Raw genomic sequence first — 26110 nt, 5'->3', positions numbered from 1 at the left:
CCATAATAATTATTAAGAATAAAGCTTAAATCATAGATTGTAAATAATTTGGTAAACCCGAATTTTCGATTAACCAAAGTTGAGACTCTAACCAATCAATTTGAGCTTCAATTGCTTCTAAAATATCCTCAAGTAACTCCCTACTAATATAGTCTTGATGAGTTTCACAAAGATTAATTGTATCACAAATAGTTTGACGAATTTCCCTTGTCATGGTTAAATCATTCTTTAACATTTCGGGTACATTTTCACCGATTAAAAGTTTACCTAAACTTTGTAAATTTGGTAAACCTTCTAAAAATAAAACACGCTCAATAATTTGATCAGCCTGTTTCATGGCTTTTATTGAGTAACCATACTCATGACCATTTAATTTTTCTAAACCCCAATTTTTCGCCATTCTAGCATGGAGAAAATACTGGTTAATAGCGGTTAACTCAAATTTTAAAACTTCATTTAATTTAGTTTTAATTTCGATCCGACTTTCCATAATAAAATATGCCCAAATAAAGTTATTCTTGATTATATCTAAAAAATGGCAAAAAGAAAACTTGTTAATTTTTTCTTCTTAAAATAGGAAGTTTTAAACCTAATTTTTAATCATGAATTTTCAATCTTTAATTAATATTTTAACGTCAAAAAACAACCCATTTATCTAAAAAATTATGATCATTATTTCTCAAATTATTAATATTCAAACCGAAAAGGGAATTAATATTTATAATGTTACCGATCGAGTGCAAGATATTGTTACTAATTGTGGAGTAAAACAGGGACAAGTTTTAATATTTTCACGTCATACAACCACCGCTTTAGCTATTAATGAAAATGAAGAAAGATTATTAATAGATCTTAAACATTATTTAATGAAATTAGCCCCGCAAAATGCCAAATATTTACATAACGATCTTCATTTACGGCCGAATATTCCTCCCGATGAACCAATTAATGCCCATTCCCACTTAATGGCCATGACTTTAAGCACTTCTGAAATTATACCCGTGATTGATGCTAAAATAGCTTTAGGTACATATCAATCTATTTTATTTTTTGATTTAGATGGAGCAAGAAATCGTACTTTATTAGTGCAAGTTTCAGGAATCAATTAATCATTAACTTTCAAAAATCTATGACTTATAAATTTTAAATTCAAATTTTATGACCAGAATTTTATACTATCATCCTCAATCTAATTTTTCTCGCAAAATTCGTATTTTATTAGCAGAAAAAAACTTAAGTTATCAATTAATAGAAATTGATTTAAAAAATAAACCTTCTTCTTTTTTAGCACTTTCTCCCATTGGGAAAGTACCTGTTTTTGTAGATGAGGATCAAACAATACTCTGGGATTCATCTTTAATTGTAGAATATATAGATGAAAAATACCCCGAACCTAATTTTTATCCTCGTAATTTTCAAGAGCGTTTTAATTGTAAAAAATGGGACGAATTAGCCGATACCTTAGGAGATAATATTATTAATTTATGGATTATGAATTTAACCAATAATAATAATAGTTTTTTACGCACAAGATTAGAAACTTTAATTAATCGTCTGATGCCTATTTTTGAAAAACAATTAAGCAAAACTGAATATTTATTAGGTGGAGAAAGATGGACAATGGCTGATATTTCAGCTTTATGTTCTTTTGGCTATTATGATTTAAGATTAAATGAAGATTGGAGATTAACCTATCCTCACATCAAAAATTGGTTTGAAAAATTACATCAAAAAGAATCGGTAAAATTAACTATTCCCCCCAAAATGTTTTAATTAAAATTTATTAATCAAGATCAATTGATCATTATTGCTCAAAATAATCACCATTTATTTTATAATAATAAACTTGATTTATTATTAATAAAAAAATTATGACTAAAGAATATTCTATTACCCTGCTCCCCGGAGATGGGATCGGGCCTGAAATTTTAACGGTGGCCGTTGATGCTTTAAAAGCGATCGCTCCTCAATTCGATCTTAAATTTAATTTTCAAGAAGCTTTGATCGGCGGATCGGCCATTGATGCAACGGGATCACCCCTACCCGATGAAACTTTAACTATTTGTCAAAAAAGTGATGCGGTATTATTAGCGGCGATCGGCGGTTATAAATGGGATAATTTACCCCGCTCCCAACGCCCTGAAACTGGCTTGTTAGGCATTAGGGAAGGTTTAGGTTTATTTGCTAACTTGCGCCCTGCCACCATTTTTCCCCAACTCATAGACGCTTCTAGCCTCAAACGGGAAGTAGTGGAAGGGGTTGATCTGATGGTAGTCAGGGAGTTAACGGGGGGCATTTATTTCGGTAAACCAAAAGGCATTTTTGAGACGGAAACGGGGGAAAAACGGGGCGTTAATACCATGGCCTACACCGTGCCGGAAATTGATCGCATTGCTAAAGTTGCCTTTGAAACTGCCCAAAAACGAGGGAAAAAACTTTGTTCCGTAGATAAGGCCAATGTTTTAGATGTATCCCAGTTATGGCGCGATCGCATGATTTTAATGGCCGAACAATACCCCGAGATTGAATTATCCCATTTATATGTGGACAATGCGGCCATGCAATTAGTCAGAGCGCCCAAACAATTTGATACCATTGTCACAGGGAATTTATTTGGGGATATTTTATCCGATATTGCGGCCATGTTGACCGGCAGTATTGGGATGTTACCCTCTGCCAGTTTAGGGGAAGAAGGCAAACCGGGCTTATTTGAACCTGTCCACGGATCCGCCCCCGATATTGCCGGCCAAGATAAGGCCAACCCCTTAGCACAGGTTTTAAGTGCGGCCATGATGTTAAGATATGGTTTAAATGAACCACAGGCCGCCAGTAAATTAGAAAATGCAGTCTTTCAAGTCTTAGATCAAGGTTATCGCACGGGTGATATTATGTCCGAAGGGATGACCCTTGTAGGCTGTAAAGCAATAGGTGAGGCACTCTTAACCGTGATCAGTGAACCGTAAACAGTGATCAATGACTAATGACAAAAATAAGTTTTAAAAATAATCATTAATTATTAGGAGTATAAAGCAGAATGGATGGCATGGAATTTTTCCAGAAAACCGCCGGAAAGTGGCGATCGCAACGGGTAACACATCATTTACCCTTCAGAAAAGCAGAAATAGGAGGCTCAGAAATTTTTGTAGAAGCCTTAAATGGTCAGCATTCAAGCATCACAGAAATTTGTCAAATGCACGAACAGGATCCCAGTTTATCGGTAGGCGGTGCGTTTGTCAGTTGGGATGGTTCGATGGCATGGGATAAAGATGACGAAAATCACCAAGGTAACACAGTTTTCGCCCTCATTCCCGAAGCAGAAAACCCTCAAACGGGGAAATTATTAAGAGAAAGGGGCTATGCGGAAATTGTACCCGTAGCGGGGGAATACCATGTAGACGACAACAATAGTTTAGTTTTAACGACAGAATATGAGACTATGACTATTTTAGAAAGATTTTGGTTTATTAATCATGATCTGCGTTTACGCTTCAGTACGGTACAGCGTTTTGGCGGTTTTAATACGGCTACTTTTTGCATGGAAGTGCGCCGTCAAGATGCACAAGCCACCCCAGAAGAATTTACCCCTTTTAAGATTATCACGGAGGAAAAAAATTTACAAACCGCCATCAGTGGCTGGTAAAGACAGTTATCAGTGACCAGTGACCAGTGACCAATAACAATTGTAATAATTTGTTACATTTCTTAAGCTGAAGTACCATCGTCCTTTATGCTTATACATGAGATAATGTTAAAAAAATTTTGTAATATACCGGAGGTTGCGATTTGGCAATTCCTTTATTAGATTATGCACCCAGTTGTCCCAATGTGCGGGTAGCCGGATTTGAAGTAGGTGGAGACGAACAAGCCGTAGTTTTCACCACTGAAAACATTTTAAGCCCTGCTGACATGGACAATTTAGTTGAAGCGGCTTATCGCCAAATCTTCTTCCATGCTTTTAAATCTGATCGTCTTGGCGTAAAAGTAGCTGAGTCTCAAGTACGCAGTGGTCAAATCACTGTTAGAGATTTCATCCGTGCGCTTTTAGTTTCTGATACTTACAAACGTAGTTTTTATGATCTAAATAATAACTATCGTTTTGTTGAACAAACTGTACAGCGTGTTTTAGGACGTGATGTCTACAGCGAAAGAGAAAAAATTGCTTGGTCAATTGTCATTTGTACTAAAGGATATAATGCCTTTATTGATCAAATTCTCGATAGCGAAGAATATTTAGATAATTTTGGGTATGATACCGTTCCTTATCAACGCCGCCGTAACTTACCCGGCCGTGAACTTGGAGACAGACCCTTTAATATCACTTCTCCCCGTTACGATGAATACTATCGTTCAATTTTTGGCTTCCCTCAAATCGTTTGGCAAAATGCTACTCGTAGCTACAAGTCTGCGGATAAACTGGTTAAAGCTGGGGATCCTGCTAATTTCTTAAATATGGCTCGTAGCCTCAATTATACTCCTGCTAATACTGGCAGAGTTTCTACTGCTAATATTAATTTAAACATGGTTCCTTACCGTAAAAAATAGATTTTAATTCATCTTTTTTTAGGTAATTAACTCTAGTCACGGATCAACAAAATGATTTGGTATTTATTACTTGATTATTTTGGGGATCCGTGACTTGTCAATTAATACCATTTTTCTAAATTTGTGATATAGATATTAAGCCCTAAATTCCTTAAAAATGGCGATTTGGGGGCATCGTAAGTTAATTGTAAATTGCCAAGAAGATAATTTTAGATCTTAGTTTTTGTTGAGAATTAAATGTTTTTAGTTAATGGAAAAATCGAAAAAATTTACTTCAAACTTTTTGAGTTAGAAGGTTTTGTTTTAAAGAAGTCTAGCCTTAGAGGGGCTGATCATGTAAAATGATTTCTTAGATAAAAGTAAACAAATGTAAAGATAATTAACTTTTTTTAAAGTAAGCAATTATGCCTAAATTTTTTAAACAAAGATTTTTAATGCCTTTTTTAGCCGTCACTTTAGCAGTGATTAGTTGGTTTTCCTCTGGTGGTGAGGCTTTAGCGGTATATCGTCCCGAATTATTACCAGATTATGAAACCCCTGTGATTGATTTAGCCAATTTTCTGCCTAGTTTACAAGAGGAATCTTTAATTAATAATATTAAACAATTTGAAACAGAAACAGGATGGAAATTAAGAGTTTTAACTCAATATGATCAAACTCCCGGAAGGGCTGTTAAAGATTATTGGGGCTTAGATGACAAAAGTATTTTATTAGTTGCCGATGGGAGAGGGGGTAATTTATTAGCATTTAGTATTGGTGATGCGGTTTATGATTTAATGCCTCGAACTTTTTGGATTGAGTTACAAACTCGTTTTGGTAATCTTTATTTTGTGCGGGAAAATGGAAAAAATAATGCGATTACTGAAGCCATTGATACGGTAGAACAATGTTTATTAAAAGATGGTTGTTTAGTAGTTCCGGGATTACCAAGAGAGCAATGGTTATTAACATTAATTAGTTCAATTGTTGGGGGAATAATTTTCGGTTTTGCGGCCATTCCCCGTAAACAAAATCAAGTTTTTGCTTGGAAATGGGCTTTAATTATGTCTCCTTTATGGGGCATTTTATTTTTAGCTTTTGGCATCGGGCCTGTGGTTACTAGAACTACTGAATTTTTGCCGATTTTCCGTAATATTATGGGTTTTTCTTTAGGTGCTTTAGTTGCCTATTTATCCCCCATGATCAGTCAATCTAATGCCACAGAATAAGGAATAATTGATCATAAACTGATAGCTGATAGCTAACAAATGACTAATGACTAATTACAAATTCTTGTTTTAATTCCCTTGCCATTAAAGCTTGAACTGCTTCTTCTGGACTTTTTTCCCCATTTAATAATTGATAAACTTGTGAACAAATGGGGACATAAATATTTTCTTGATTTGCTAATTTCATTAATACATTTGTTGTATTTACCCCCTCGGCCGTACCTTCCGATTCTGCTAAAATTTCCTCTAAAGTCTTGCCCTGTGCAATTTTAAATCCTACTTGATAATTGCGAGAAAGGGGACTGCTACAGGTAGCCAATAGATCCCCTAAGCCCGATAAGCCCATAAATGTTTCCGCCCTTGCCCCCCAATAGGTCCCCACTCTAATCATTTCAGGTAAAGCACGAGTTAATAAGGCCGCTTGGGCATTTGTCCCTAAATTTAACCCTGCACAAACTCCGGCGGCGATCGCCATGATATTTTTTAAAACCCCTCCCAACTCCGTACCAATGGGATCATCATTAACATAAACTCGAAAACTCTCACAAGCAAAAACTTCTTGAATTATTTTGGCCGCCTCTAAATTTTGACTAGCCACCACCGTAGCCGCCGGAAGACCTTGTTCAATTTCCTTAGATAAATTAGGGCCTGATAAGACCACAATGGGATGATCAGCAAAAGCTTTTTGCCACAGATGGGAGGGGGTATCAAGGGTACGAGGATCTAAGCCTTTTGTGGCCGTAACAATAATTGCCTCTTGAGGAATAGTCACCGTTTGCAATTGTTCAATTAAAGATTCTAAACCTTTCATCGCTACGGCGGACACTAAAATTTGAGCATCTGAAACTACTTGTGTTAAAGACTCTTGACTATGCCTTGACCAGAAACGAATTAAATGATTATTTTTTTGGGCTAAATGTCCTAAAGCCGTTCCCCATCTTCCCGCCCCGATCACTGTAATTGTTTTTTGATTTTTAGTCATAAAATTAAATTGATTAAAATATTAAATTGTCAATTGTCAATTGACAACTGATAAAATTATTTTTGATATTGCCCACCCCACAATTATTTTATCTTTAATTAGACTTAACTCCTTAGCAGTTTTAATTGATAATTACCTGTGTCAATTATCAATTATCAATTGTCAATTGATGATGTTATACTTAATCATTATTCAATTTTACTATTAATATTAATTAAAATGACTTATCGTAACCCTACACCAACTGTGGACATAATTATTGAATTAATAGATCAACCAAACCGCCCGATTATCTTAATTGAAAGGAAAAACCCACCCTATGGATGGGCTTTACCTGGGGGTTTTGTGGATTATGGCGAATCGGTGGAAACCGCCGCCCAACGTGAAGCCAAAGAAGAAGTTAATTTAGATGTGGAACTAATGGAGCAGTTTCATGTTTATTCTCAGCCCGATCGAGATCCACGTCAGCATACTTTAAGCGTTGTTTTTCTTGCTACGGCCACCGGAGAAGCAAAAGCCTGTGATGATGCCAAAAATTTAAAAATTTTCCTACCCTGGGAGTTTCCGGCCAATCTTTGTTTTGATCACGCTCAGATTCTCAAAGATTATTTAAAATATCGTCACTACGGGATTCGCCCCTAACAGTTACCAGTTAAACGGCTGGAGAAGAACTAGCCACAAACCATAATAGCAATACCATTAATAAAACAGATAGTTTAATCGTAATATACATAATACTATCTGGGGTCATAAATGTGTGCATCATATACTTATCCTCCGCACTCTATATTTAGATCTTGCGCCTTTAGACTATCACTTTGGTTAAAATTTTGAGCATCTGTTACAAAACTTATTATTTGTTATTGCTTATTGGTCATTTGTCATTTGTAAACTATCAATTATCCATTATCAATTGTTTGTTCTATTGCTTCAATTAAACTTTTAATTTCGGCTTGGCCTTGGGATGGCTCAAATGTTAAGGGGAATTTTCCTGAGGTTAACATCCTCAAACCAAGGGGTAAAATACTTGATAATCCTTTTAAATCTTTAAGATTATTACTCATCACAGTTAAACCAAATTTACGCTCATCAATCCAGCCTCCTTCCTTGACTAAATCTAATAAAATTTTACGGTGACGAACGGCACGACTAGGATCTTCCTCATCTTTAGATTTTAAAATTTCTTTTTTAATTTCACTGATTTGATCGAGGGGATCCACATCTACAGGGCAAACTTCATTACACATATAACAACGGGTACACCCCCAAACTCCCGTTTTAATATCATTATAATTTTCTAATCTTGTTGGGGTTTGATCATCTCTGGAGTCGGCGATCATTCTTTGGGCTTTGGCTAAGGCATGGGGTCCCACAAACTCAGGATTAACTTCAACGGCGTTACATTCAGAATAACAAGCCCCGCATAAAATACAATTACCCACTTGATTAAGTTGATCCCTTTCTTGGGGTGTTTGTAAAAATTCCCTTTCGGGGATCTGTCTAGCTTTACTACTCACATAAGGCTCAACCTGTTCTAAATTATCCCAAAATTTACTTAAATCTACAACTAAATCTTTAATAACTGGAAAATTACCTAACGGAGCGATCGTAATTTCAGGAATTTGATCACAATTTTCTTGAGGTGAAAAACGAGCAATTTCAGTGCCAATATTATGTTGACAAGCTAAAATTGAACGACCATTTACCCTCATCGTACAACTGCCACAAATCGTATTACGACAATTTTTGCGCAAAGTTAAACTGCCATCTTGTTCCCATTTGATCCGATTTAAACAATCTAAAATTGTCTGGGCAGGGGTGACATCTAAACTATAACTTTGAACTCTAGGGGCGGATTTTTGTTGTTGACGAATAATGTTAAAAATAACTTTCATTGTTTAATTGTCCTCTGGTCAAATAGATTGAAACTTTAATTGAATAAGTAAAATTTCCCCACTTAGTTAAAAATAAGTATAACACCAAGTCAGGCAAGGTTTGAGCAGGTTGAACTCAGGAAAAAATTTAAACTAGATCAATTTATATATAGTGTAAAACAAAGTTCAGTTGATCGAAAAATCTCAAGGGGTACTCAGGTATTTTTACTCTCAAAACCAAATCAGACCATTATTTTTTTTGAATAGCACATCTCAAAACTGGTTATTTTTTAATTGCCCAGACTCATCACCCGAAAATTTTTGCTTAAGAAAAAAAAATAATTTTTTTTCTTGAAAATTTGTGGTATTTTTTAGTAAAGTAATGTTATGATTTTTGTATACCAGTAAATAGGTAAATTTAAAATAACAGATACTAAAAAAAAACAACGCAGGTTATTAAATTATGTCTGAAACAACTAACGCTCCCTTAACAGGAAAAGCTCTCCTGCAAAAAGTAAAAGAGCTATCACACTTACCCCGTCGTGAAACAGCTAAAAAATGTGGATATTTCAGCACCAGTAAAGGTGGTCAAGTTCGGGTAAATTTAACTGACTTTTACGATGCAGTCCTAGCGGCCAAGGGTGTTCCCTTAGATCCAGAAGGTTCTAAAGATGGACGTGGACGTGAACCTACTTATCGTGTTAGTGTCCACAAAAATGGTCAAATTGTGATTGGTTCTACCTATACAAATGCAATGGGTTTAAAATCAGGAGATGAGTTTGAAATTAAGTTAGGATACAAACATATTCATCTCAAACAACTTGATGGAGAGGCAGAAGACGAGGCTTAAATTTTATTTTTTAATCTCTTTTTCTGTTGCACAAAATTCAAAAAATTACCGTTATCTGAGCATATTCTCAGGTGGCGGTTTGTCTGTTTTTTTATTTTTAAGTGGTCTGGCTTCAACATTATTTACTGATTGGTGATCTCAGACTTTGGGATTTTTGTGATCACATTTGATCATAATTCTTAAAAAAACTACATCAATTAATTGGGTAATTTTAGATTATACTTGAAACAGATCACAGGCTGATCAAAATTTATTAAATAATTGATCCCAAAGATTAATCTTAATAGTAATTTTAATAGTAATTTTAATAGTAATTTTAATAGTAATTTTAATAGTAAGATGACGGCAGAAGTAACTTATTTAGAATTATCAGAAGAAGGCGGATCGGCTCATAAATTTTATGAAGTAACCGTTGAGGGTACGGAAGTTAAAATTCGTTATGGTAGAATTGGGGAAACTGGAAGGGTTGATGTTAAAAGTTTTCCTAATGTTGACAAAGCCCAAACAGAGGCACAGAAAAAAATTAAAGAAAAACTGCGTAAAGGTTATGAAAAAGCGGTAATGGGTGTTAGAAAAAAACGCTCTATTACCCGTAGGGATGTCACTAGCACCCCCTCAGCAATTAAAATTAAAGCTCCTTTATTGTGGCAATTTAAGTCTGGATCCTCAGCTTTTGGTATCTTTATTGATGATAATTGTTGTTGGGTTGGTAATCAAAAAGGTTTAGTTTATAAACTTAATCATGATGGTGAAATTCTCAATCAATTTCAGTTACCTGAAGGGGTAAAATGTTTAGTTGGTGATAATATTTGGATTTATGCAGGTTGTGATGATGGAAATGTTTATGATTTAACAGGAAAAATACCCCGTTTAGCCTATACAATTGATGAAAATATTGATATTTATTGGTTAGATATTGATGATGGAATTTTAGCGGTTTCTGATGTTAATGGGGCGGTAGTTAAAATTAACCCTGAAGAAGAATTAGAATGGACTCGTTTAAGTCTGGGGTCTTCTGGCTGGATGGTTAGAATAGACTCACAAAATATTTATCATGGTCACACAGGCGGTATTACTTGTTATGATCTGCTGGAAGGGAAAAAAATCTGGCATCAAAATACGAGGGCGGTTTTATTTGGTTGGCAGGAAGAAAACTCAGTTTACGGCGGCACGGCCGAGAAAAAAGTTTATAAAGTGAGTAAAGATGGGCAAATGCAGGGGGAATATAATTGTAATTCCTCTGTTTATTCCTGTGCCACTTCCCCCCAAGGTGAATATGTTTTTGCGGGGGATAGTTCTTCATCTCTTTATTGTTTTAGTGAGGATGGAAATTTAGTCTGGAAAGTTGCTACGGGCTGTGGTTCTGCCCTTTCGATGCAATACCATCAAGAGCGTTTATATCTTGTAACTACGGATGGTTCTTTTGCCTGTATGGATGTAAGTCCGGCGGCGATCGCCTCGGCCAAGGTTGGAGAATTACCGGAAACTATTAGTATTCAAGCTCCCTCAAAAGCACCTTTTAATATTAATTCAACTGAGTTAGAAACTACTAATAATAGTAGTCAAGGAGTTATTTTAGAATGTATAGAACAGGGCAACAAATTAAGAATCAGAGTTATATCAGAGGGTTTTAATTCAAATTGGAATGTACAATTTCCGAAAAATTTGAGGGAAAAAGGAGCTAAATATTTAGTTGAAGAATTAAAAGAATCAACAAAAGGCGGTTTTTACCGAGTTTATGGAGAAATTAAAAAATTAATTTAGAGGAATTATAAATTAATAATAACTCTGGTAATATCGCCTAATTGTTCTTGATTTTGTGATTTTATTTGATTAGAAGGGGGTATAATTGGCCAATGTTGGCCGATTTTATTTAAAAATTGATCCTGTTGTTTTCTGGCATCTAAATAATTAATGCCATTATTCAAAATAGCAAAGCAAACATGACCATAATTTTTAGTAGGAATTATGCCCCCCAATGCGCTAACATTAATCGAGGGTAATGTACCTGTTTTAAAACTAATTCCTTGGGGAAATTTGCGATTTTCAGCCGTTCCATCTCGATCTTTTCCACTAATAGGAAATAACTCCTCTATTGTTACATTATTTTTAGCTAAAAAATGATCTAATTTTAACAACATTTGACACACTGCCGAGGGAGAAATTTTATTTTCTCCACTTAAACCTGAACCATTTACTAAGGTAATTTCTTGGGGATCAATTTGAGCAAAGCTTGTGACTATTTCCCTCATTTGTTGAGGCTTTCCAACCTGTTCTGCTAACATTTGAGCAATAAAATTATTGCTATATAAATTCATTTGTCTTAAAATTTCTTTTAAATTTAAAGATTCTTGAGTTAAAATTAATCTACTATTAATTGGTAAACTGTTAATTACTTTAATATTACCGTTAATTTTAACAAATGGCCGAGGTGTTTTTGGGGGGAAAACTTCAAATATTTTAGTAATTTCTTTTTTCCATAAATTTTTATTAAATGCTTCTTTTAAAAATTCGCCGGATCTTTGGGGATTTTTTTGAAAATTCATCTTAAAATTATCAAAAATTAATAAATTTCCTTTAATTTGCCAAATGCCTATTTGATTTAATTTATTACCAAGGGCGATGGCTTCTTCCCAAACATATAAGGGATTACCTCCACCTTGAATAATTAAATCTCCATTTAAAATGCCATTTTCAATATTACCATTCGTATAAATTAAAGTATCAAAATGATGATTAAAACCCCATGTTTTTAAACTAGCAATAGTGGTTACAATTTTAGTTAAGGAAGCGGCTGAAACTGGAATTTTAGCATTTTTTTCAACAAATTTTACCCAATCAGATTCAATTATTATTCCCTGTTGATCAGGTGAAAAACCTTTATTTTTTAATGCTTGTAAATATTGATTAGTTAATTTTTGAATCATGGGATCCGGTTGGATTGGAATTTGAAAAATAGAGGCTTGATCCCATAATAATAAATTTAAAGGTGGTAATTTTTCATTTTTTTGATTACCAAATTGTAATAAAACACTTAATAAACTAATCGTTAATATTTTAAACATATTTTACTCTAAAATTCCCAATAAAATTTGTCCTAATTCCCTTAACTTTTGAGGTACTTGAAATCAGTTTAAATCTTGATAGATAATTCTGTCAATTGTCAACTGATAAAACTTGACAATAATTGTAATATGTGTGTAATATAATAATATTAAAGAAAAGAATCGAAGATAAAGGGGTAAAAATGGTTACAGTTAATCACAATCAAAATGAGCAGGATTTACGTTTAGAAATGCTTAACAGTTTGTTGACAACTCCCCATCGTCAACTAGAGCAGGTTTCTCAACTTCATAGTAATATGATCGCACAGGATCCCCTATTTTACGGGCATTTAGCCGTCTGGTATCAAAAAAATGGCGATGTGAGGGATCATCAAGAGGTTTTTGTGGGAAATCTTTTAACTTCACCGTTAAAAGCCCATCGTGATGCGGGTTTTGTGATGTTACAAGATTTTCCCCCCTATCAAGTGGCACGGATCGTAGATTTTTTAAAACAACAAAAAAATAAAATGCCCAGATCCGCGCGCACGGCGGTGATCCGTTATTTACGCAAAAGAGAAAGTAATAATCATAATTTCGATCGCTCGGCCTTAAGGGGGCGTAAGGCGATCAAACATCTTTATGCTAGTTTACATATTAAGCCCAATGCCCGTGCCGATGCCATTTTATTTAAAAATAAACCCCCTCAAGATAGTTTAGCCTATGCCCTCAAACAACTGGCTAAAGCCGAAACTCCGGCGGATCAAGCCATGATGATTGTAACCCATCAGATCCCCTATACCATTGCGGTGGGGGCGCTTAAACAGTTAACACCCACCGTTTTAGCGGCTTTAATTAATGGGATGACTCCCCAAGAGGTCATTAATAATTTAAAATCCCTTAAAGATAAGGGTGTGATGGATAATCTTGATCTCAAAGAGTTAATTAATCAAAAGTTAGAACAGGCTCAAACTGATACAAGGGTATCAGCCCTGAAAAGTCGTGTGGCTTCTAATGCTACGGAGTTGGATCAGGAGACTCAAGAGCGATTAAATCAGATTATGGAGCAACAGATCAAGCAAAAAGGGAAAATTTCTAAGCCTACTGCTTTATTAGTGGATAAGTCTTCTTCAATGGATAATGCCATCGAGGTGGGTAAACAGATCGCTACTCTTATTTCAGGGGTAACGGAGGCGGATCTATTTGTCTATGCTTTTGATACCATGCCCTATGCTGTAACGGCCAAGGGTAAAACTTTAGCTGACTGGGAAAAAGCTTTTGAGCATATTAAGGCGGGAAATGCCACCAGTGTGGGTGCGCCCGTTGATATTATGACTAAGAAAAAACAGTTAGTTGAGCAGTTTATTATTATTACGGATGAGGGGGAAAATACTCCGCCTTATTTTGATAGTGCTTTTCAAAAGTATTGTGAAGAATTAAAGGTTATTCCTAATGTTATTATTGTTAAAGTTGGTTATTCTTATGACCATATTGAGCGCCAATTAAAAGAGAAAAAAGTACAAGTTGATACCCTTGAATTTAAAGGTGATTATTATGCTTTACCTAATTTAATTCCTTTATTAAGTCGCCCTTCCCGTTTAGAATTATTAATGGAAATTATGGAAACCCAATTACCTCAAAGAAAAGATCATTAGCTATTAGCTATCACAGATCAATCGTCATTTATTTTTTAGAATTTTTTAGAACAAAAAGTGGGGTATCTAACAAATTCCCCACTTTTGAAAACCAACTCATGACTTATTACTTAGATTAATGTTATAGTAAGATCAGATCATAATTAATTTTTAATAATAATTTTGAAAAAAGGAGACAATTGTGCAGAATTTTCCTAAAATATTTCAATTTAATGATTCTGGTTTTGGCTGTTTATTAACTTTTTTTCTAATAGCTGTTTTATTAGGTTCTTTTGGTTTAAGTTGGCTTGTTAATAGTGTTTTAATTTTAGTTTTATTATTTTTATTATTACCAATTATCGCTTGGATCGGTCTTAATTGGTGGCTTAAACGCAGTCAAGTTACCGATCAATGTCCCGTTTGTAATTATGAGTTTACTGCTTTTAAAAATATTGATTGTGTTTGTCCTAATTGTGGCGAAAACCTACAAATATCTTCTGGTAAGTTTATGAGGATTGCACCACCCGGAACGATTGATGTTGAAGCGGTTGAGGTTTCTGTTCAAAGAATTGAAGGAGAATAATTATATTTCTAGTTAGTTATTTTTTATTTTTAAAATATTATCTCCTGAATTAATTGTGAGGGTAAAATCATAACTGTTTTGATTGCGATCGCCCACATAAATAAAATAGGTATCTTGAGGCCAAAGCCCTGAGATCGAGAGGGTTTCACCCGTGCTAGACTCGGCAAAAGAACAAAATTGAGTTTGGGTATTTTGACCAATCACAAATAAAGTAGGATTAGCATTTATATTCTCAATATTAACAGCAATATTCATAAAAGTATTATCATTATCTAAATTAATCCGGTAATTAGGATTAAGGTTAAGATAGCCACAGCCTTGATGAAGATCAGTTCCACCCGATCGCCCATTAACGATAATTGACTCAGAATTATTACTTTGAGAGATCAAATTTTGAGCTTGAACAATTACAGTAGAGCTAGTAAAAAAACTACTCACTAAACCGATAAAAATTAATAATTGATGACTAAATTTTGTCATTTTAATTACCTCCTTTTTTATTATATAATAAGTGATCCATGTTGCAAAATTGCCTGAAAATATTTACTTTATTAAGTGTTATGACGTTTTGCTACAACTAATGTTCCATTAAACAATTGATAGTGGACAGTTAAGAATAAATTTTTTATTGTCCAATCAATTAAAAATGCTATAATTAAGACTAATTAGTTAATTATTTCTTACTGATTATTTATGGATTATTCATCAGAACAAAATCAAAAACGAACCATTGAAGAAATTGAAGCAGAAATTGAACATGAAGTTGCTTATAATTCAAGTAATTCAAATCAAATTCCTGTTTCTAGTCCTTTTTTAAGTCAGTTTTTAACACCTATTAAAAATTGGGTTATTTCTTTACCACCCATCGGTAAAATTTTAGTAGGTTTTGCTGGGGTTATGATTGGCTTATCTGTAATTAAAACAACTTTTATGATTGTTACTTCTTTAATTTCTTTAATTGTTATTGGTAGTTTAATTTATTTGGGTTACAAATTTTTGATTAAATCAAATTAGTTATTGGTTATTAGTTTTTAGTTATTGGTTTTTAGTTTTGACAACAAATAACTAATAATTATAATTCATATTTGACAATTCGCTCATGATCGCCTATGGCATAACAAGTAACTTTTAATCTTTCAAGAATTTGACTTTTGACAGTACAATCATTATTTTGAAATGCTAATAATAAACATTCTTCATAAATTTTAATAGCTTGTTGATAATTTTCTAATGCTTCATAGGCGATTCCCATTGCACTCAAAGATTGGGCTTGAGATCGAAAATCATTAAGATTACTTGAAAGATTAAAGCGTTTTTGATTATAATTAATCACCCCAAAATAATCCCCTGAAATATAACAAGTATTGGCTAAAGTTCGTAATAATTGATTTTCCAGACGTAAATCTTTACGACTATGAGCGATTTCTAAACATTGATCATAATAATTAATTGCCTCATGGTAATCTCCTAAACCATAATAAGCATTGCCTAAATTTTTTAATATTTGATAACAAATATCTTGATCTTTAATTTGTTTTGCTAAAGTTAAACTTTCTTTTTGATATTTAATAGTTGCTTCTTGATTTCCTAAATTTTTATAAGCTAAACCTAAATTATTTAAAGCCGCTATTTGGCCTTTTGAATTTTTTAATTTGCGAAACATCTCTAAGCTTTTTTCTTGATATTCAATTGCTTTTTCATCATTTTCTAAATGACGGTAAGAATTGCCAATTGAACTATATAATTCAGCAATTAAATTTTGATCTTCTACGGCTAAAGCATAGTTTAAACTTTGATTGGCTTCTTTAATGGCAGTTTGATAATGTTTTAGTTGATAATCAATGGTACTTAAATGATAATAAACTTTAGCTGAGGCTGATTTATTTTGAATTTTATCTAATAATTTAATTGCTTCTTTTAATAAATTAATTGCTTGGGTTAATTGGCTTTTATGTTTACATTCTAAGGCTTGTTGAAATAAAGTTTCTGCTTGATGTTGTAAATCTATTTCCTCTGTAGACACAGGCGAATTGATCGCCATATTTTTGCTAAAAGGCATAATGGTATTTCCATCTTCTGGAATAGGAATTTGTGAAGAAAAATTGTCAGTGCCTGAGCGAAATTTCATTGTTCTTTTCTTAAAAATAAATATTCTTATTTTAATTATAAAATAGTTTAATCTAAATGAGTTTTTTCTGAAAAAAGTTAGTTTTTATCTTTTTATTTAATAACCAATGTGCGATCGGCATTTGTGAGTAATCAATATTAAGTGAAGATAGTTTAAGTTTAACTATCATTATTTTAACTTTAAAATTAAATTTAAGCCAAGTTAATTTGTTAAGTTCTAACTCTAGGATCCAAAAAACTATAGGTAAGATCAGCAATTAAATTAAAAATAACAATTAAAATTGCATAAATAAAAGTAATGGCCATAATTACGGGGGTATCACTACTATAAATTGATTTAATTAATAATTCTCCTATGCCCGGCACTCTAAAAACTTGTTCAGTTATTAATGCTCCTGTAAAAATAGCGGGAAGATCTAAGGCAATTAAGGTTACAACGGGGATTAAAGAATTGCGTAAAATATGTTTAATTAATACTTTAAATTGACTTAATCCTTTAGCGTAAGCTGTTTTAACATATTCTTGATTTAATTCTTCTAATACCGATGAACGAATAAAACGCATTAAAGTGGCTGATTGATATAATGTTAAAACGGAAATTGGCATAATTGATTGTTTAATTTGTGCAATTAAACTATTAAAGTCTGTTACTTTTAAGGTACTATCATAAATAAAAGGAAACCATTTTAATTGCACACTAAAAATAATTATAAATATAATTCCTGTAAAAAATGTGGGTAAGGAAAAGCCTAAAAATGAAAAAGTTGTTACTAATTGATCTAAAAAACTATATCTTTTGATGGCTGAAATAATACCCAATGGAAAAGCAATAATTATTCCTAAAATATAGGCTATTCCTACTACCATTAAAGTGGTGGGTAAACGCTGTAAAATTAAATCTAAAACGGGGCTACGACTGGTAAAAGAATAACCCAGATCACCATGTAAAAAAGCCCATGCCCATTTTAAATAACGAATATAAATCGGTTGATCTAAACCGAGCGATCGCCTGATATTTTCCCTTATTTCTGCGGTAATTGAGGGATTAGTCGCAAATTCACCCATTGGATCTCCGGGGGCTAATGCTAAAATGGCAAAAATTACCATACTAATGGCAATTAAAGTGGGAATTGATGTTACTAAACGCTTTAATAAATAACGAAACATAATTAATTAATTGATAAATAATAATGGATAATTGATAATTAATAATTAATAATTGATAAGCTGTTCAGCATTTAAACCACTTTAACAGAATTACCTTTGTGTTTTAACTTACGATGCCATTGAATAATTAGTTCCCCTTCATTCAGGAGTTTATGTAATAATAATTCTAAATCTTCAATTGATCTAAAAAGACGATTAGCTACATATTCTTTTGCACTATGCCATACTAATTCTATTAAGTTATAATCAGGGCTATATGTCGGCAAAAATTCTAATCTTAAATTTGGCATTTCTGCTTCTATTTTCTGATTTATTTCTTCATTTTTATGAAAACTAGCATTATCCAATATAATCACTATTTTTGCACCTTTTTCAGCAAAATCTTTCGCCTCATTTCCTTGTGCTACCCACTCATCAATTAACTCTTGATAAAATTCTTTCATTACTTCATAAAAATTTTGTTTATCTCCTTTTTCTATAAATTCTACCCATCTTTTTTATCTGAATATCTGATCGCCCCCATGACATTTATTCTTCCTTTTCTTCTATCCCCTCTTACTTTTTTCTCTTTCCTTTTTACACCAATTTTTTCTTCTTATTACTCTCAAACTGAATCCACTTTCATCCCAAAACCATACCTGTAGCCTTTCTGGATTTTTTATTGTTATTTTTAAATATTCTTTTAATTCCTTTTTAAACACTTTTCTTTTCTTCTCATCCCACTTATCTTCTAAGCTATGTTTTGCCCAGATATAAACGTACTTTTTCTCTCTAATATTCTTGTTACTTGTGAACTACTTAATTTTATTCCTGTGATTTCTTCTAAGTATATTGCTAATCTTTTTCCTGTCCATCTGCCAAATTCATAACCTAATTCTTCTGGGTCTTTTTCTACTGTTTCTAATAATATTTCTATATATTTATCTGTCGCTTTTCTATGATTTCCTTCCATTCTTTTATCTTTCAATGTCTCCATATTTTCTGGATCGGCGTGAATACACCAGTAGTTTACTTTGTTGACACCACAACCGATAAAATCTGCAATTTCTGCTTGAGTTTTTCCATCATTTAACAATAATAAGATTAAAATTCTTTCTCTAATATCTGGATGTTCCTCCTCTTTTAGAGCTTTTTGTAACATTTCTTTTTGTTCTTGTTTTAGATAATTCTTAACTGGCATTTTTTTTCACTCCTTTTCTTTTTGCTTTTATTATACCCTATTTAAAAGACGAACAGCTTAAATAAGGCCAATTAATGATAATCTAATAAATCGTTACACTGAATTATAAAAGGAAAAACTAATGGAAAGAACATTTATCATGGTAAAACCCGATGGAGTACAACGCAATTTAGTCGGCGATGTGATCTCCCGTTTTGAAAAAAAAGGTTTTACCCTTGTGGGGCTTAAACTGATCAGCGTATCACGGGAATTAGCAGAAAAACATTATGATATTCATAAAGAAAAATCATTTTTTAATAGTTTAGTTGAATTTATCATTTCTGCTCCCGTTGTGGCTATGGTTTGGGAAGGAAATGGAGTAGTAGCCGCCGCTAGAAATTTAATCGGTGCAACTAATCCCATTGCGGCCGCTCCGGGTACAATTAGAGGGGATTATGGCGTTAATATTGGCCGCAACCTCATTCATGGCTCCGATGCGCTAGAAACCGCCCAAACAGAAATTGCTTTATGGTTTAGTGAAGATGAGTTAGCCTCTTGGCAACCTACTATTACTCCTTGGTTATATGAATAAATAATAAGTGGGAAGTAATAAGTAATAAGTAATAAGTAATAAGTAATAACATAATTTGGCTACTTAATTATCAATTATTCAATATTATTAATTATCCATTATCAATTAATTATGACATCTATTCCTTTATCAGAAATTGTTAATATTACTCGTCAAATTGCATGGGGAGCGGGTAATATTCTTAGGGCTTATTATCAAGGAAATGTAACCGATCATGCTTTGGAAATTAATGATAAAAAAGATGGGCCTGTTACCAGTGCGGATCTGGCCGCTAATCATTATATTTTAGAACAGTTACAAAGTGCTTTTAAAGATGAAGATTTTGGCTATTTAAGTGAAGAAACTTTCAAAATTAAAGAAGGAAAAGCCCTCCCTCAAGACTGGGTTTGGATCATTGATCCTTTAGATGGGACGAGAGATTTTATTGATAAAACAGGGGAATATGCGATCCATATTGCTTTAACTTATCAAAAAGAACCAGTTTTGGCGGTGGTAGTAGTTCCTGAAGCACAAAAACTTTATTTTGCAACTAAAGGAAATGGCACATTTGTGGAAACAATTGACGGAAATATTACCCCTATTAATGTGTCAAATCGTCAAAAAATTGAAGAATTAAATTTAGTTGCTTCCCGTACCCATCGAGATTTAAGAATGCAACATTTATTAGATCAATTAAACTTTAAAGAACGTCATTATGTGGGAAGTGTAGGCTGTAAAATTGCCTCAATTCTTGAACAAAAAACCGATGTTTATATCTCCCTTTCTGGTAAATCTGCCGCTAAAGATTGGGATTTTGCCGCACCAGAATTAATCTTAACAGAAGGGGGCGGAAAATTTACTTATTTTGAAGGAAATTGTTTAAAATATAATCAAGGTGATGTACATAAATGGGGGGGAATTATGGCTAGTAATGGTCATTGTCATGAAGATTTATGTAATCAAGCTTTAGCTATTTTAAAAGAATATGATCAACAATAAAATTATTTGTAGTTGGGCTTTAGCCCTAATCAGCCCACCTTATAAACTTCTTTTTTGATAATACTTAGTTAACTATTTATATTGAAAAATTTTGATCGATCGAATCTATAATTTTGACAAAATACCTTCTACTAATACTGCTATTTGGGAATTAATAGAAAAAGGAGAAAAACCGCCTTTTGTTGTATTAGCAAAAGAACAAACGGCGGGTAAAGGACAATGGGGGAAAGCTTGGCAATCTGGGCTTAATGGCTTATATTTATCATTAGCATTAAGCCCAAAGATTGAGGTTAAAAATGCCATTCACTTAACGATTTTAAGTGCTTATGGAATTGCCAAACAATTACAAAAATATCAAATTCCCGTACAATTAAAATGGTTAAATGATTTAATTTTAAATCAAAAAAAATTAGGGGGAATTAAAATTGAAACTAAAATTAAAAATAATTTGATTGAAACGGCAGTGATCGGAGTGGGAATTAATTGGCAAAATGAAATTCCTGATCATGGCATTAATTTACAATCTTTTTTCAGGGAAAATAATCTTAATTCAATTCAATCTTTAGAAGAATTAACAAGTCTTGTTATTTCGGGGTTACTATCAGCTTATGAAGTTTATTTAAAAGAAGGAATTAAACCAATTTTATCGGGTTATCTTGAATTTTTAAATAGTATTGGTAAAGCCATCGAAATTAATGGAAATAGGGGTATAATTACCGGAGTTAATGAAAAAGGAGAATTAAAAGTTTTATTAGTTTCTCCTAATGCCAAAGCGGAAATTTATGTTCCATCTGGTACAATTAGTATCGGTTATGATTAATTTTTTAGTGCAAATTTTTGTTAAATTAAAGTTAATTTAATTTAGCGATCTCCTGTTTTTCTAATAAGATTTGATCGGTCAATAAATCTTTAACCGTAGCTAATAAAATTCGATATTCATTAACTTCAAAATTAACTAAAATCCGATCCATTCCAAACATTCCGGGAGGGTTTAAATTGGCAATACAAACATCTTGATGATGGTATTCTAAAGAGCGATAAATTTCTTTTTGAGTGAGATTTTTACTGGTCATTCTACCTAAATGATCGTAGGTTACTTCACCTTGAGAAATTTTCCCTAACTCCCCAATATCTAAACGAAAAGTAGTTTGATCGGGCTTAACAACTTGTAAAATTAAAGGTTCTTCTCTTTGACAAGGATATTTTGTTCCTGCTGAAAAAAGTGGATAAAAATAATAAATTTTTTGAAAATTATCCCAGAGTCTAATGGCGTAACTATGGCGTAAATAATCATTAATTTCGATTACTTTTTCTAAACTTAAAGCACCATGACACACCGCTTCAAAGGGTTTATCTAATTTGACTTTATTCTTGCCAAAATAGAACATAATTAATTGTTGAATAGCGGGAATTAAACAAGTACCTCCTACTAATAAAACTTGTTCAATTTCAGTTTTTTTAATCCCTTTAGTTAAGGCAATATTAATAATTTCATCTAAGGCATCTCTTAGCTGTTCTAATAATAAATATTTTTCTAATATTTGCTCTAATTGCTCTCGATCTAAACTAATATCATAGGACATAAAATTTTGATCATCAAACCAACTTTCTTGAGCGAAACTATCAGAAGAAAGTCTAATTTTTAATTTTTCAGCTATTTCTAATAAATTTTGCCATGCAATGGGATCAATATTTTCTCTTGATAAATTAATTTGATCTAAATAATCTTCAACAATCCAACTATCAATATCTTCTCCTCCTAAATAAATGTCAGATTTTGCAATTACTTCTGCTTTTAATTGTTGAGAAGATTGACTATGGAAATTAACAGTTTTAACTAAACTTAAATCTAATGTTCCTCCTCCAAAATCAACAACTAAAACAAGAGAGTTAGGACGTTTAACCGCATATCCTAAAGCGGCCGCTGTAGATTCATCTATTAATTGAACTTGATCAATTTCTAACTTTTTTCCTAAATCTCTAAACCAATCTAAATACCTTTCAAAAGCTCCCACAGGTACGGTAAAAATCACATTTGACGGTTTAATTTCTAAATTTTGAAGATTATGCCAAATTTGGGTAATAAAGGCTTCTGAAATGATTTCTGCGGTATATTGTTGTTGATCAATTTGACGAGGTGGGGCTTGAAAATCGGCGGATAATTCTCTTTTAAAAGCTTTAAATAAACGATGAGGTTGACTCAATCCTAATCTTTGAGATCTAACTTTTTCACCAATGATAATTTGATCATGATTTTGAACAAAAGCCAGACTGGGAATAAGGGGAATTTCTGTTAAATTATCTTGATGATTACTAATTTTAATTAAACGAGAAATAGGGTAAAATCTTAAAGTTTTGGGGAGTTTTGTGTCAGCTTCTAAAATACTAACAACGGTATTACTTGTACCAAAATCAATTGCAATAGTGGTCATATTTAACGGAAAATTATCAATTTTATACGATAGAATAAAGTATAAATCTTTTAGAAAATAAAAACTAAGATCATTTTGATAAAGTTGTAATTATAGGTCTTAATTTAGCAATTCTGCCTTTTTTTGGGGGAGGGTGAGTTGATCAGTTGTTGATCAAATTAGTATTATACTAGCAATTTGCACTTGTCCAGCGATATTTAATCAAGTATTGCTATCTTTGTACCATCTAAGTCCATTAATGCTAAAATCTAAAAAATTCAACTGTGAACTGAATAATGAGATTCGATGAATAAACAACAAGTCTACGCTCTTGATTTTGGTACAAGTAATACCGTTATTACTCGTTGGAATACTATTACTAAACAAGCCGAAATTATTAATTTACGGGAAATTTCCCAACAATTAGCTCAAAATCCTCCTCTTATTCCTAGTTTATTATATCTTCAAAATGCCCAAGATAATTTAACTTTAATTGGGCAAAATGTGAGAGATCGGGGATTAGATTTGAAAAATGATCCTCGTTTTTTTAGTTCTTTTAAAAGGGGAATTGGTGCAAATATTCAAGGTTTTTTACCTCAAATAGATGGGGAATTAGTTACTTTTGAAAAAGTGGGTGAATTGTTTTTAAATCAGGTTATTCATCATTTACAATTAGAAATTGATGCCACTCCCCATTCTTTAGTTTTAACTGTGCCTGTGGATAGTTTTGAAAATTATCGCACATGGTTAAATCGAGTTTGTCAAAAGTGGGCGATCGAGGAGATTAGATTATTAGATGAGCCAACGGCGGCCGCTTTAGGTTATGGTGTAGAAAAGGACGATTTATTATTAGTAATTGATTTTGGTGGGGGTACAATTGATTTATCTTTAGTTAAGTTAAATATTAATTCTAATAATAATTTTCAACCCCAAGGTTTTATTTTAAAATGGGGTCAAAAATTATTAGGTGAAAGTGATAGTCAACAGATAAAAACTGCGAAAGTTTTAGGGAAGGCTGGGAAAAATTTAGGGGGTACGGATCTTGATTATTGGTTAGTTGATTATTTTGCTAATACTTATCATTTACCTAAGTCTAGTTTAATTACTCGTTTAGCGGAAAAATTAAAAATTGAGTTATCTTTTCAAGAGGAAGCGGATCTATTTTATTTTAATGATGAAACTTTAGAAACTTACGAATTAAAGTTAAATCGTCAACAGTTTGAAAAAATTTTAGAAAATAACAATTTTTTTGTACAATTGGATGAATTAATGACTCAAATTCTCCAACAAGGTAGAAGAAATGGCATTGAAAGAGATGATATAAATAAGGTGTTGTTAGTGGGTGGAAGTGTGCAAATTCCGGCGGTAAAAAAATGGGTTGAAAAATACTTTAATTCCGATAAAATTTGTAGTGATCAACCTTTTACAGCCATTGCAAGGGGAGCTTTACAGTTAAATCAAGGCATAGAAATTAAAGACTTTTTATATCATAGTTATGGTATCCGTTATTGGGATCGCCGAACTAAAAAACATAATTGGCATTCTCTGATTAAAAAAGGTCAACCCTACCCTTTAAGTCAACCTGTGGAATTATATTTAGGTGCTTCTGTGGAAAATCAGCCTAGTATTGAGTTAATTATTGGTGAGTTAGGGGAGGAAAATTTAAGCACGGAGGTTTATTTTGATGGTGATCGTTTGGTGACTCGTACTGTTAGTCAAGGGGATGTTTTAGTACAACCTTTAAATGATAATGATCAGGCGAGAACTTTAGCAAAACTTGATCCCCTTGGCCAACCCGGAAGCGATCGAATTAAGTTACAATTTTTAGTAGATGAACAAAGATTTTTAAGGGTGACGGTAGATGATTTATTTACTAATGAAACTTTAATTAATAATCAAATTTTAAGTCAATTAAAGTAAATAATATTAATTAATTTAGGACGGGCAATGTTCACCTTACATTTTATTTTTGATAAGGAAATGTTTGAGAAGAAACAGGTTTTATAAGGAACAGGCAAGATGCCTGTACTACTTTATTATTTATTACTTATTACTTAATTAATTGCCCGTTAATTTAACTAAACCAATGCCACCAAAATAAAGTAATAAAATTGCGCCACCTAATAAAGATTGGGTAAAAGGATCCGTAGAAGGGGTAATAACTCCTCCTAAAATTACCGATCCTAAGATGACATAACGCCATCCTGCTAACATTTTTTGAGAAGAAATTAAGCCTAATTTTCCTAATAGAAATTGAATTACTGGAACTTGAAAAATAAGCCCTGTACAAAATAATAATAATAAAATAAATTCAAAATATTTTTCAATAGACCATAAAGCTTCAACTACATCCGCTCCATAATTAATAAAAAAGGTTAAAGCGGCCGGAATTAAAACATAATAAGCAAAAACTAAACCGAATAAAAATAAAAAAGTTGAGCCAATAACTACAGGTAAAATTAATTTTCTTTCCTTGCGAGTTAAACCGGGTAAAATAAATTGAATTATGTGATATAAAATAACGGGAGTTGCTAATAATAAACCACTATAAAAAGCGACTTTTAAAGAAACCCAAAAAAATTCCCCCGGAGCTAACTGTAAAAATTTAACATCAGATGCGGGTATTTCCAAAAAAGCCACAAGGGGCTTGACATAGAAAAAACAACCTGCCATCGTTATAAAAACGGCAATTAAAACATAAAATATTCTGAGGCGTAATTCTTCAAGATGATCAAAAAAATCCATTTCTACATCATCAGGAAGTTCATCAGAGTTATTTTCCAGATTAGGTTTGATCGCTGTGGGATCGGTTTTTTGAGAAGTCATAAGGCATTAATAAAGAAAAATATCAATTCTGTTAATTTATTTAAGAAAATGAAAAAATAGCGATTCTTATTGTATCTTAAAATGAGAAAGGAAAAATCATTGTTTCATTTCTAAGATATTATTTAAGATTTTGATT

The 26110-nt window shown here is 32.6% G+C and carries 25 protein-coding genes and 1 pseudogene; 16 read left to right on the top strand and 10 right to left on the bottom strand.

Annotated elements, in window-relative coordinates; genetic code table 11:
• Nucleotides 1–25: 25 nt before the first annotated feature.
• Entirely contained in the window at nucleotides 26–490 is a 465-nt protein-coding gene (bfr, locus tag Anndu_RS07285) for a bacterioferritin (protein ID WP_464103729.1), read from the bottom strand.
• A 175-nt stretch (nucleotides 491–665) separates the two neighbouring features.
• On the opposite strand from bfr, the gene Anndu_RS07280 reads away from it, so the two are divergent.
• The 6 genes from Anndu_RS07280 to Anndu_RS07255 all read left to right on the top strand — a co-directional run bounded on the left by Anndu_RS07280 (nucleotide 666) and on the right by Anndu_RS07255 (nucleotide 5750).
• Nucleotides 666–1109 (top strand): secondary thiamine-phosphate synthase enzyme YjbQ, encoded by a 444-nt coding sequence (locus tag Anndu_RS07280; protein WP_464103728.1) that lies wholly within the window; start codon nucleotides 666–668, stop codon nucleotides 1107–1109.
• Nucleotides 1110–1158: 49 nt separating this feature from the next.
• The gene (locus tag Anndu_RS07275) at nucleotides 1159–1773 is read left to right on the top strand and encodes a glutathione S-transferase family protein (RefSeq protein WP_464103727.1); all 615 of its coding nucleotides are present in this window, start codon (nucleotides 1159–1161) and stop codon (nucleotides 1771–1773) included.
• Between the two features lie 98 nt (nucleotides 1774–1871).
• A complete protein-coding gene (leuB, locus tag Anndu_RS07270) occupies nucleotides 1872–2963 on the top strand; it encodes a 3-isopropylmalate dehydrogenase (RefSeq protein ID WP_464103726.1) in 1092 nt (363 codons plus the stop codon).
• A gap of 71 nt (nucleotides 2964–3034) precedes the next feature.
• Nucleotides 3035–3640, top strand: coding sequence for a phycobiliprotein lyase (locus Anndu_RS07265; protein WP_464103725.1), 606 nt, complete (start codon nucleotides 3035–3037; stop codon nucleotides 3638–3640).
• 143 nt (nucleotides 3641–3783) lie between these two features.
• Nucleotides 3784–4542: a phycobilisome rod-core linker polypeptide gene (locus tag Anndu_RS07260; protein WP_464103724.1), complete on the top strand. Its 759-nt coding sequence runs from the start codon at nucleotides 3784–3786 to the stop codon at nucleotides 4540–4542.
• Between the two features lie 434 nt (nucleotides 4543–4976).
• Entirely contained in the window at nucleotides 4977–5750 is a 774-nt protein-coding gene (locus Anndu_RS07255; RefSeq protein ID WP_464104054.1) for a TPM domain-containing protein, read from the top strand.
• Between the two features lie 43 nt (nucleotides 5751–5793).
• Here the strand turns inward: Anndu_RS07255 and Anndu_RS07250 are convergent, their stop codons facing one another.
• Nucleotides 5794–6732: an NAD(P)H-dependent glycerol-3-phosphate dehydrogenase gene (locus Anndu_RS07250; RefSeq protein ID WP_464103723.1), complete on the bottom strand. Its 939-nt coding sequence runs from the start codon at nucleotides 6730–6732 to the stop codon at nucleotides 5794–5796.
• 219 nt (nucleotides 6733–6951) lie between these two features.
• Here Anndu_RS07250 and Anndu_RS07245 point away from each other — a divergent pair, with 219 nt between their 5' ends.
• Nucleotides 6952–7374, top strand: coding sequence for an NUDIX domain-containing protein (locus Anndu_RS07245; protein WP_464103722.1), 423 nt, complete (start codon nucleotides 6952–6954; stop codon nucleotides 7372–7374).
• Between the two features lie 257 nt (nucleotides 7375–7631).
• On the opposite strand, the gene Anndu_RS07240 is transcribed toward Anndu_RS07245, so the two are convergent.
• Nucleotides 7632–8627 carry a succinate dehydrogenase/fumarate reductase iron-sulfur subunit gene (locus tag Anndu_RS07240; RefSeq protein WP_464103721.1) on the bottom strand — a complete coding sequence of 332 codons (996 nt, stop codon included), beginning with the start codon at nucleotides 8625–8627 and terminating at the stop codon, nucleotides 7632–7634.
• A 442-nt stretch (nucleotides 8628–9069) separates the two neighbouring features.
• Here Anndu_RS07240 and Anndu_RS07235 point away from each other — a divergent pair, with 442 nt between their 5' ends.
• The gene (locus Anndu_RS07235) at nucleotides 9070–9456 is read left to right on the top strand and encodes an AbrB family transcriptional regulator (protein ID WP_464103720.1); all 387 of its coding nucleotides are present in this window, start codon (nucleotides 9070–9072) and stop codon (nucleotides 9454–9456) included.
• 339 nt (nucleotides 9457–9795) lie between these two features.
• Nucleotides 9796–11220 carry a WGR domain-containing protein gene (locus tag Anndu_RS07230; RefSeq protein WP_464103719.1) on the top strand — a complete coding sequence of 475 codons (1425 nt, stop codon included), beginning with the start codon at nucleotides 9796–9798 and terminating at the stop codon, nucleotides 11218–11220.
• Nucleotides 11221–11225: 5 nt separating this feature from the next.
• Here Anndu_RS07230 and Anndu_RS07225 read toward each other — a convergent pair whose 3' ends face one another.
• Nucleotides 11226–12521 (bottom strand): D-alanyl-D-alanine carboxypeptidase, encoded by a 1296-nt coding sequence (locus Anndu_RS07225; protein WP_464103718.1) that lies wholly within the window; start codon nucleotides 12519–12521, stop codon nucleotides 11226–11228.
• A 182-nt stretch (nucleotides 12522–12703) separates the two neighbouring features.
• On the opposite strand from Anndu_RS07225, the gene Anndu_RS07220 reads away from it, so the two are divergent.
• Together Anndu_RS07220 and Anndu_RS07215 are read left to right on the top strand one after the other, a co-directional pair.
• Nucleotides 12704–14152, top strand: coding sequence for a hypothetical protein (locus Anndu_RS07220; RefSeq protein ID WP_464103717.1), 1449 nt, complete (start codon nucleotides 12704–12706; stop codon nucleotides 14150–14152).
• A gap of 178 nt (nucleotides 14153–14330) precedes the next feature.
• A complete protein-coding gene (locus tag Anndu_RS07215) occupies nucleotides 14331–14714 on the top strand; it encodes a hypothetical protein (protein WP_464104053.1) in 384 nt (127 codons plus the stop codon).
• Between the two features lie 12 nt (nucleotides 14715–14726).
• On the opposite strand, the gene Anndu_RS07210 is transcribed toward Anndu_RS07215, so the two are convergent.
• Nucleotides 14727–15194, bottom strand: coding sequence for a hypothetical protein (locus tag Anndu_RS07210; protein WP_464103716.1), 468 nt, complete (start codon nucleotides 15192–15194; stop codon nucleotides 14727–14729).
• A gap of 213 nt (nucleotides 15195–15407) precedes the next feature.
• Here Anndu_RS07210 and Anndu_RS07205 point away from each other — a divergent pair, with 213 nt between their 5' ends.
• Nucleotides 15408–15728 (top strand): hypothetical protein, encoded by a 321-nt coding sequence (locus Anndu_RS07205; RefSeq protein WP_464103715.1) that lies wholly within the window; start codon nucleotides 15408–15410, stop codon nucleotides 15726–15728.
• Between the two features lie 58 nt (nucleotides 15729–15786).
• Here Anndu_RS07205 and Anndu_RS07200 read toward each other — a convergent pair whose 3' ends face one another.
• From Anndu_RS07200 to Anndu_RS07190, 3 genes and pseudogenes are all read right to left on the bottom strand, one after another.
• Nucleotides 15787–16842 carry a tetratricopeptide repeat protein gene (locus Anndu_RS07200; RefSeq protein ID WP_464103714.1) on the bottom strand — a complete coding sequence of 352 codons (1056 nt, stop codon included), beginning with the start codon at nucleotides 16840–16842 and terminating at the stop codon, nucleotides 15787–15789.
• Nucleotides 16843–17051: 209 nt separating this feature from the next.
• On the bottom strand, nucleotides 17052–18008 hold the full coding sequence (locus Anndu_RS07195; protein WP_464103713.1) for an ABC transporter permease: 957 nt from the start codon (nucleotides 18006–18008) through the stop codon (nucleotides 17052–17054).
• A gap of 71 nt (nucleotides 18009–18079) precedes the next feature.
• Nucleotides 18080–19188: pseudogene (locus tag Anndu_RS07190) on the bottom strand (IS630 family transposase).
• A 121-nt stretch (nucleotides 19189–19309) separates the two neighbouring features.
• On the opposite strand from Anndu_RS07190, the gene ndk reads away from it, so the two are divergent.
• The 3 genes from ndk to Anndu_RS07175 all read left to right on the top strand — a co-directional run bounded on the left by ndk (nucleotide 19310) and on the right by Anndu_RS07175 (nucleotide 21557).
• Nucleotides 19310–19759, top strand: coding sequence for a nucleoside-diphosphate kinase (ndk, locus tag Anndu_RS07185; protein WP_464103712.1), 450 nt, complete (start codon nucleotides 19310–19312; stop codon nucleotides 19757–19759).
• 111 nt (nucleotides 19760–19870) lie between these two features.
• Nucleotides 19871–20737 carry a 3'(2'),5'-bisphosphate nucleotidase CysQ family protein gene (locus Anndu_RS07180; RefSeq protein WP_464103711.1) on the top strand — a complete coding sequence of 289 codons (867 nt, stop codon included), beginning with the start codon at nucleotides 19871–19873 and terminating at the stop codon, nucleotides 20735–20737.
• A 91-nt stretch (nucleotides 20738–20828) separates the two neighbouring features.
• Nucleotides 20829–21557: a biotin--[acetyl-CoA-carboxylase] ligase gene (locus Anndu_RS07175; protein WP_464103710.1), complete on the top strand. Its 729-nt coding sequence runs from the start codon at nucleotides 20829–20831 to the stop codon at nucleotides 21555–21557.
• Between the two features lie 31 nt (nucleotides 21558–21588).
• Here Anndu_RS07175 and Anndu_RS07170 read toward each other — a convergent pair whose 3' ends face one another.
• Nucleotides 21589–23169, bottom strand: coding sequence for an Hsp70 family protein (locus Anndu_RS07170; RefSeq protein WP_464103709.1), 1581 nt, complete (start codon nucleotides 23167–23169; stop codon nucleotides 21589–21591).
• Nucleotides 23170–23454: 285 nt separating this feature from the next.
• Between Anndu_RS07170 and Anndu_RS07165 the strand changes: the two genes are divergently transcribed.
• On the top strand, nucleotides 23455–25068 hold the full coding sequence (locus Anndu_RS07165) for an Hsp70 family protein (protein WP_464103708.1): 1614 nt from the start codon (nucleotides 23455–23457) through the stop codon (nucleotides 25066–25068).
• Between the two features lie 138 nt (nucleotides 25069–25206).
• Here Anndu_RS07165 and tatC read toward each other — a convergent pair whose 3' ends face one another.
• Entirely contained in the window at nucleotides 25207–25974 is a 768-nt protein-coding gene (gene tatC / locus Anndu_RS07160) for a twin-arginine translocase subunit TatC (RefSeq protein ID WP_464103707.1), read from the bottom strand.
• Between the last annotated feature and the right edge of the window lie 136 nt (nucleotides 25975–26110).

This window comes from Annamia dubia NIES-4383 (assembly GCF_055394725.1).
Note: the sequence above shows the minus strand (reverse complement) of the source record. Positions and strands in the feature narration are given on the sequence as shown.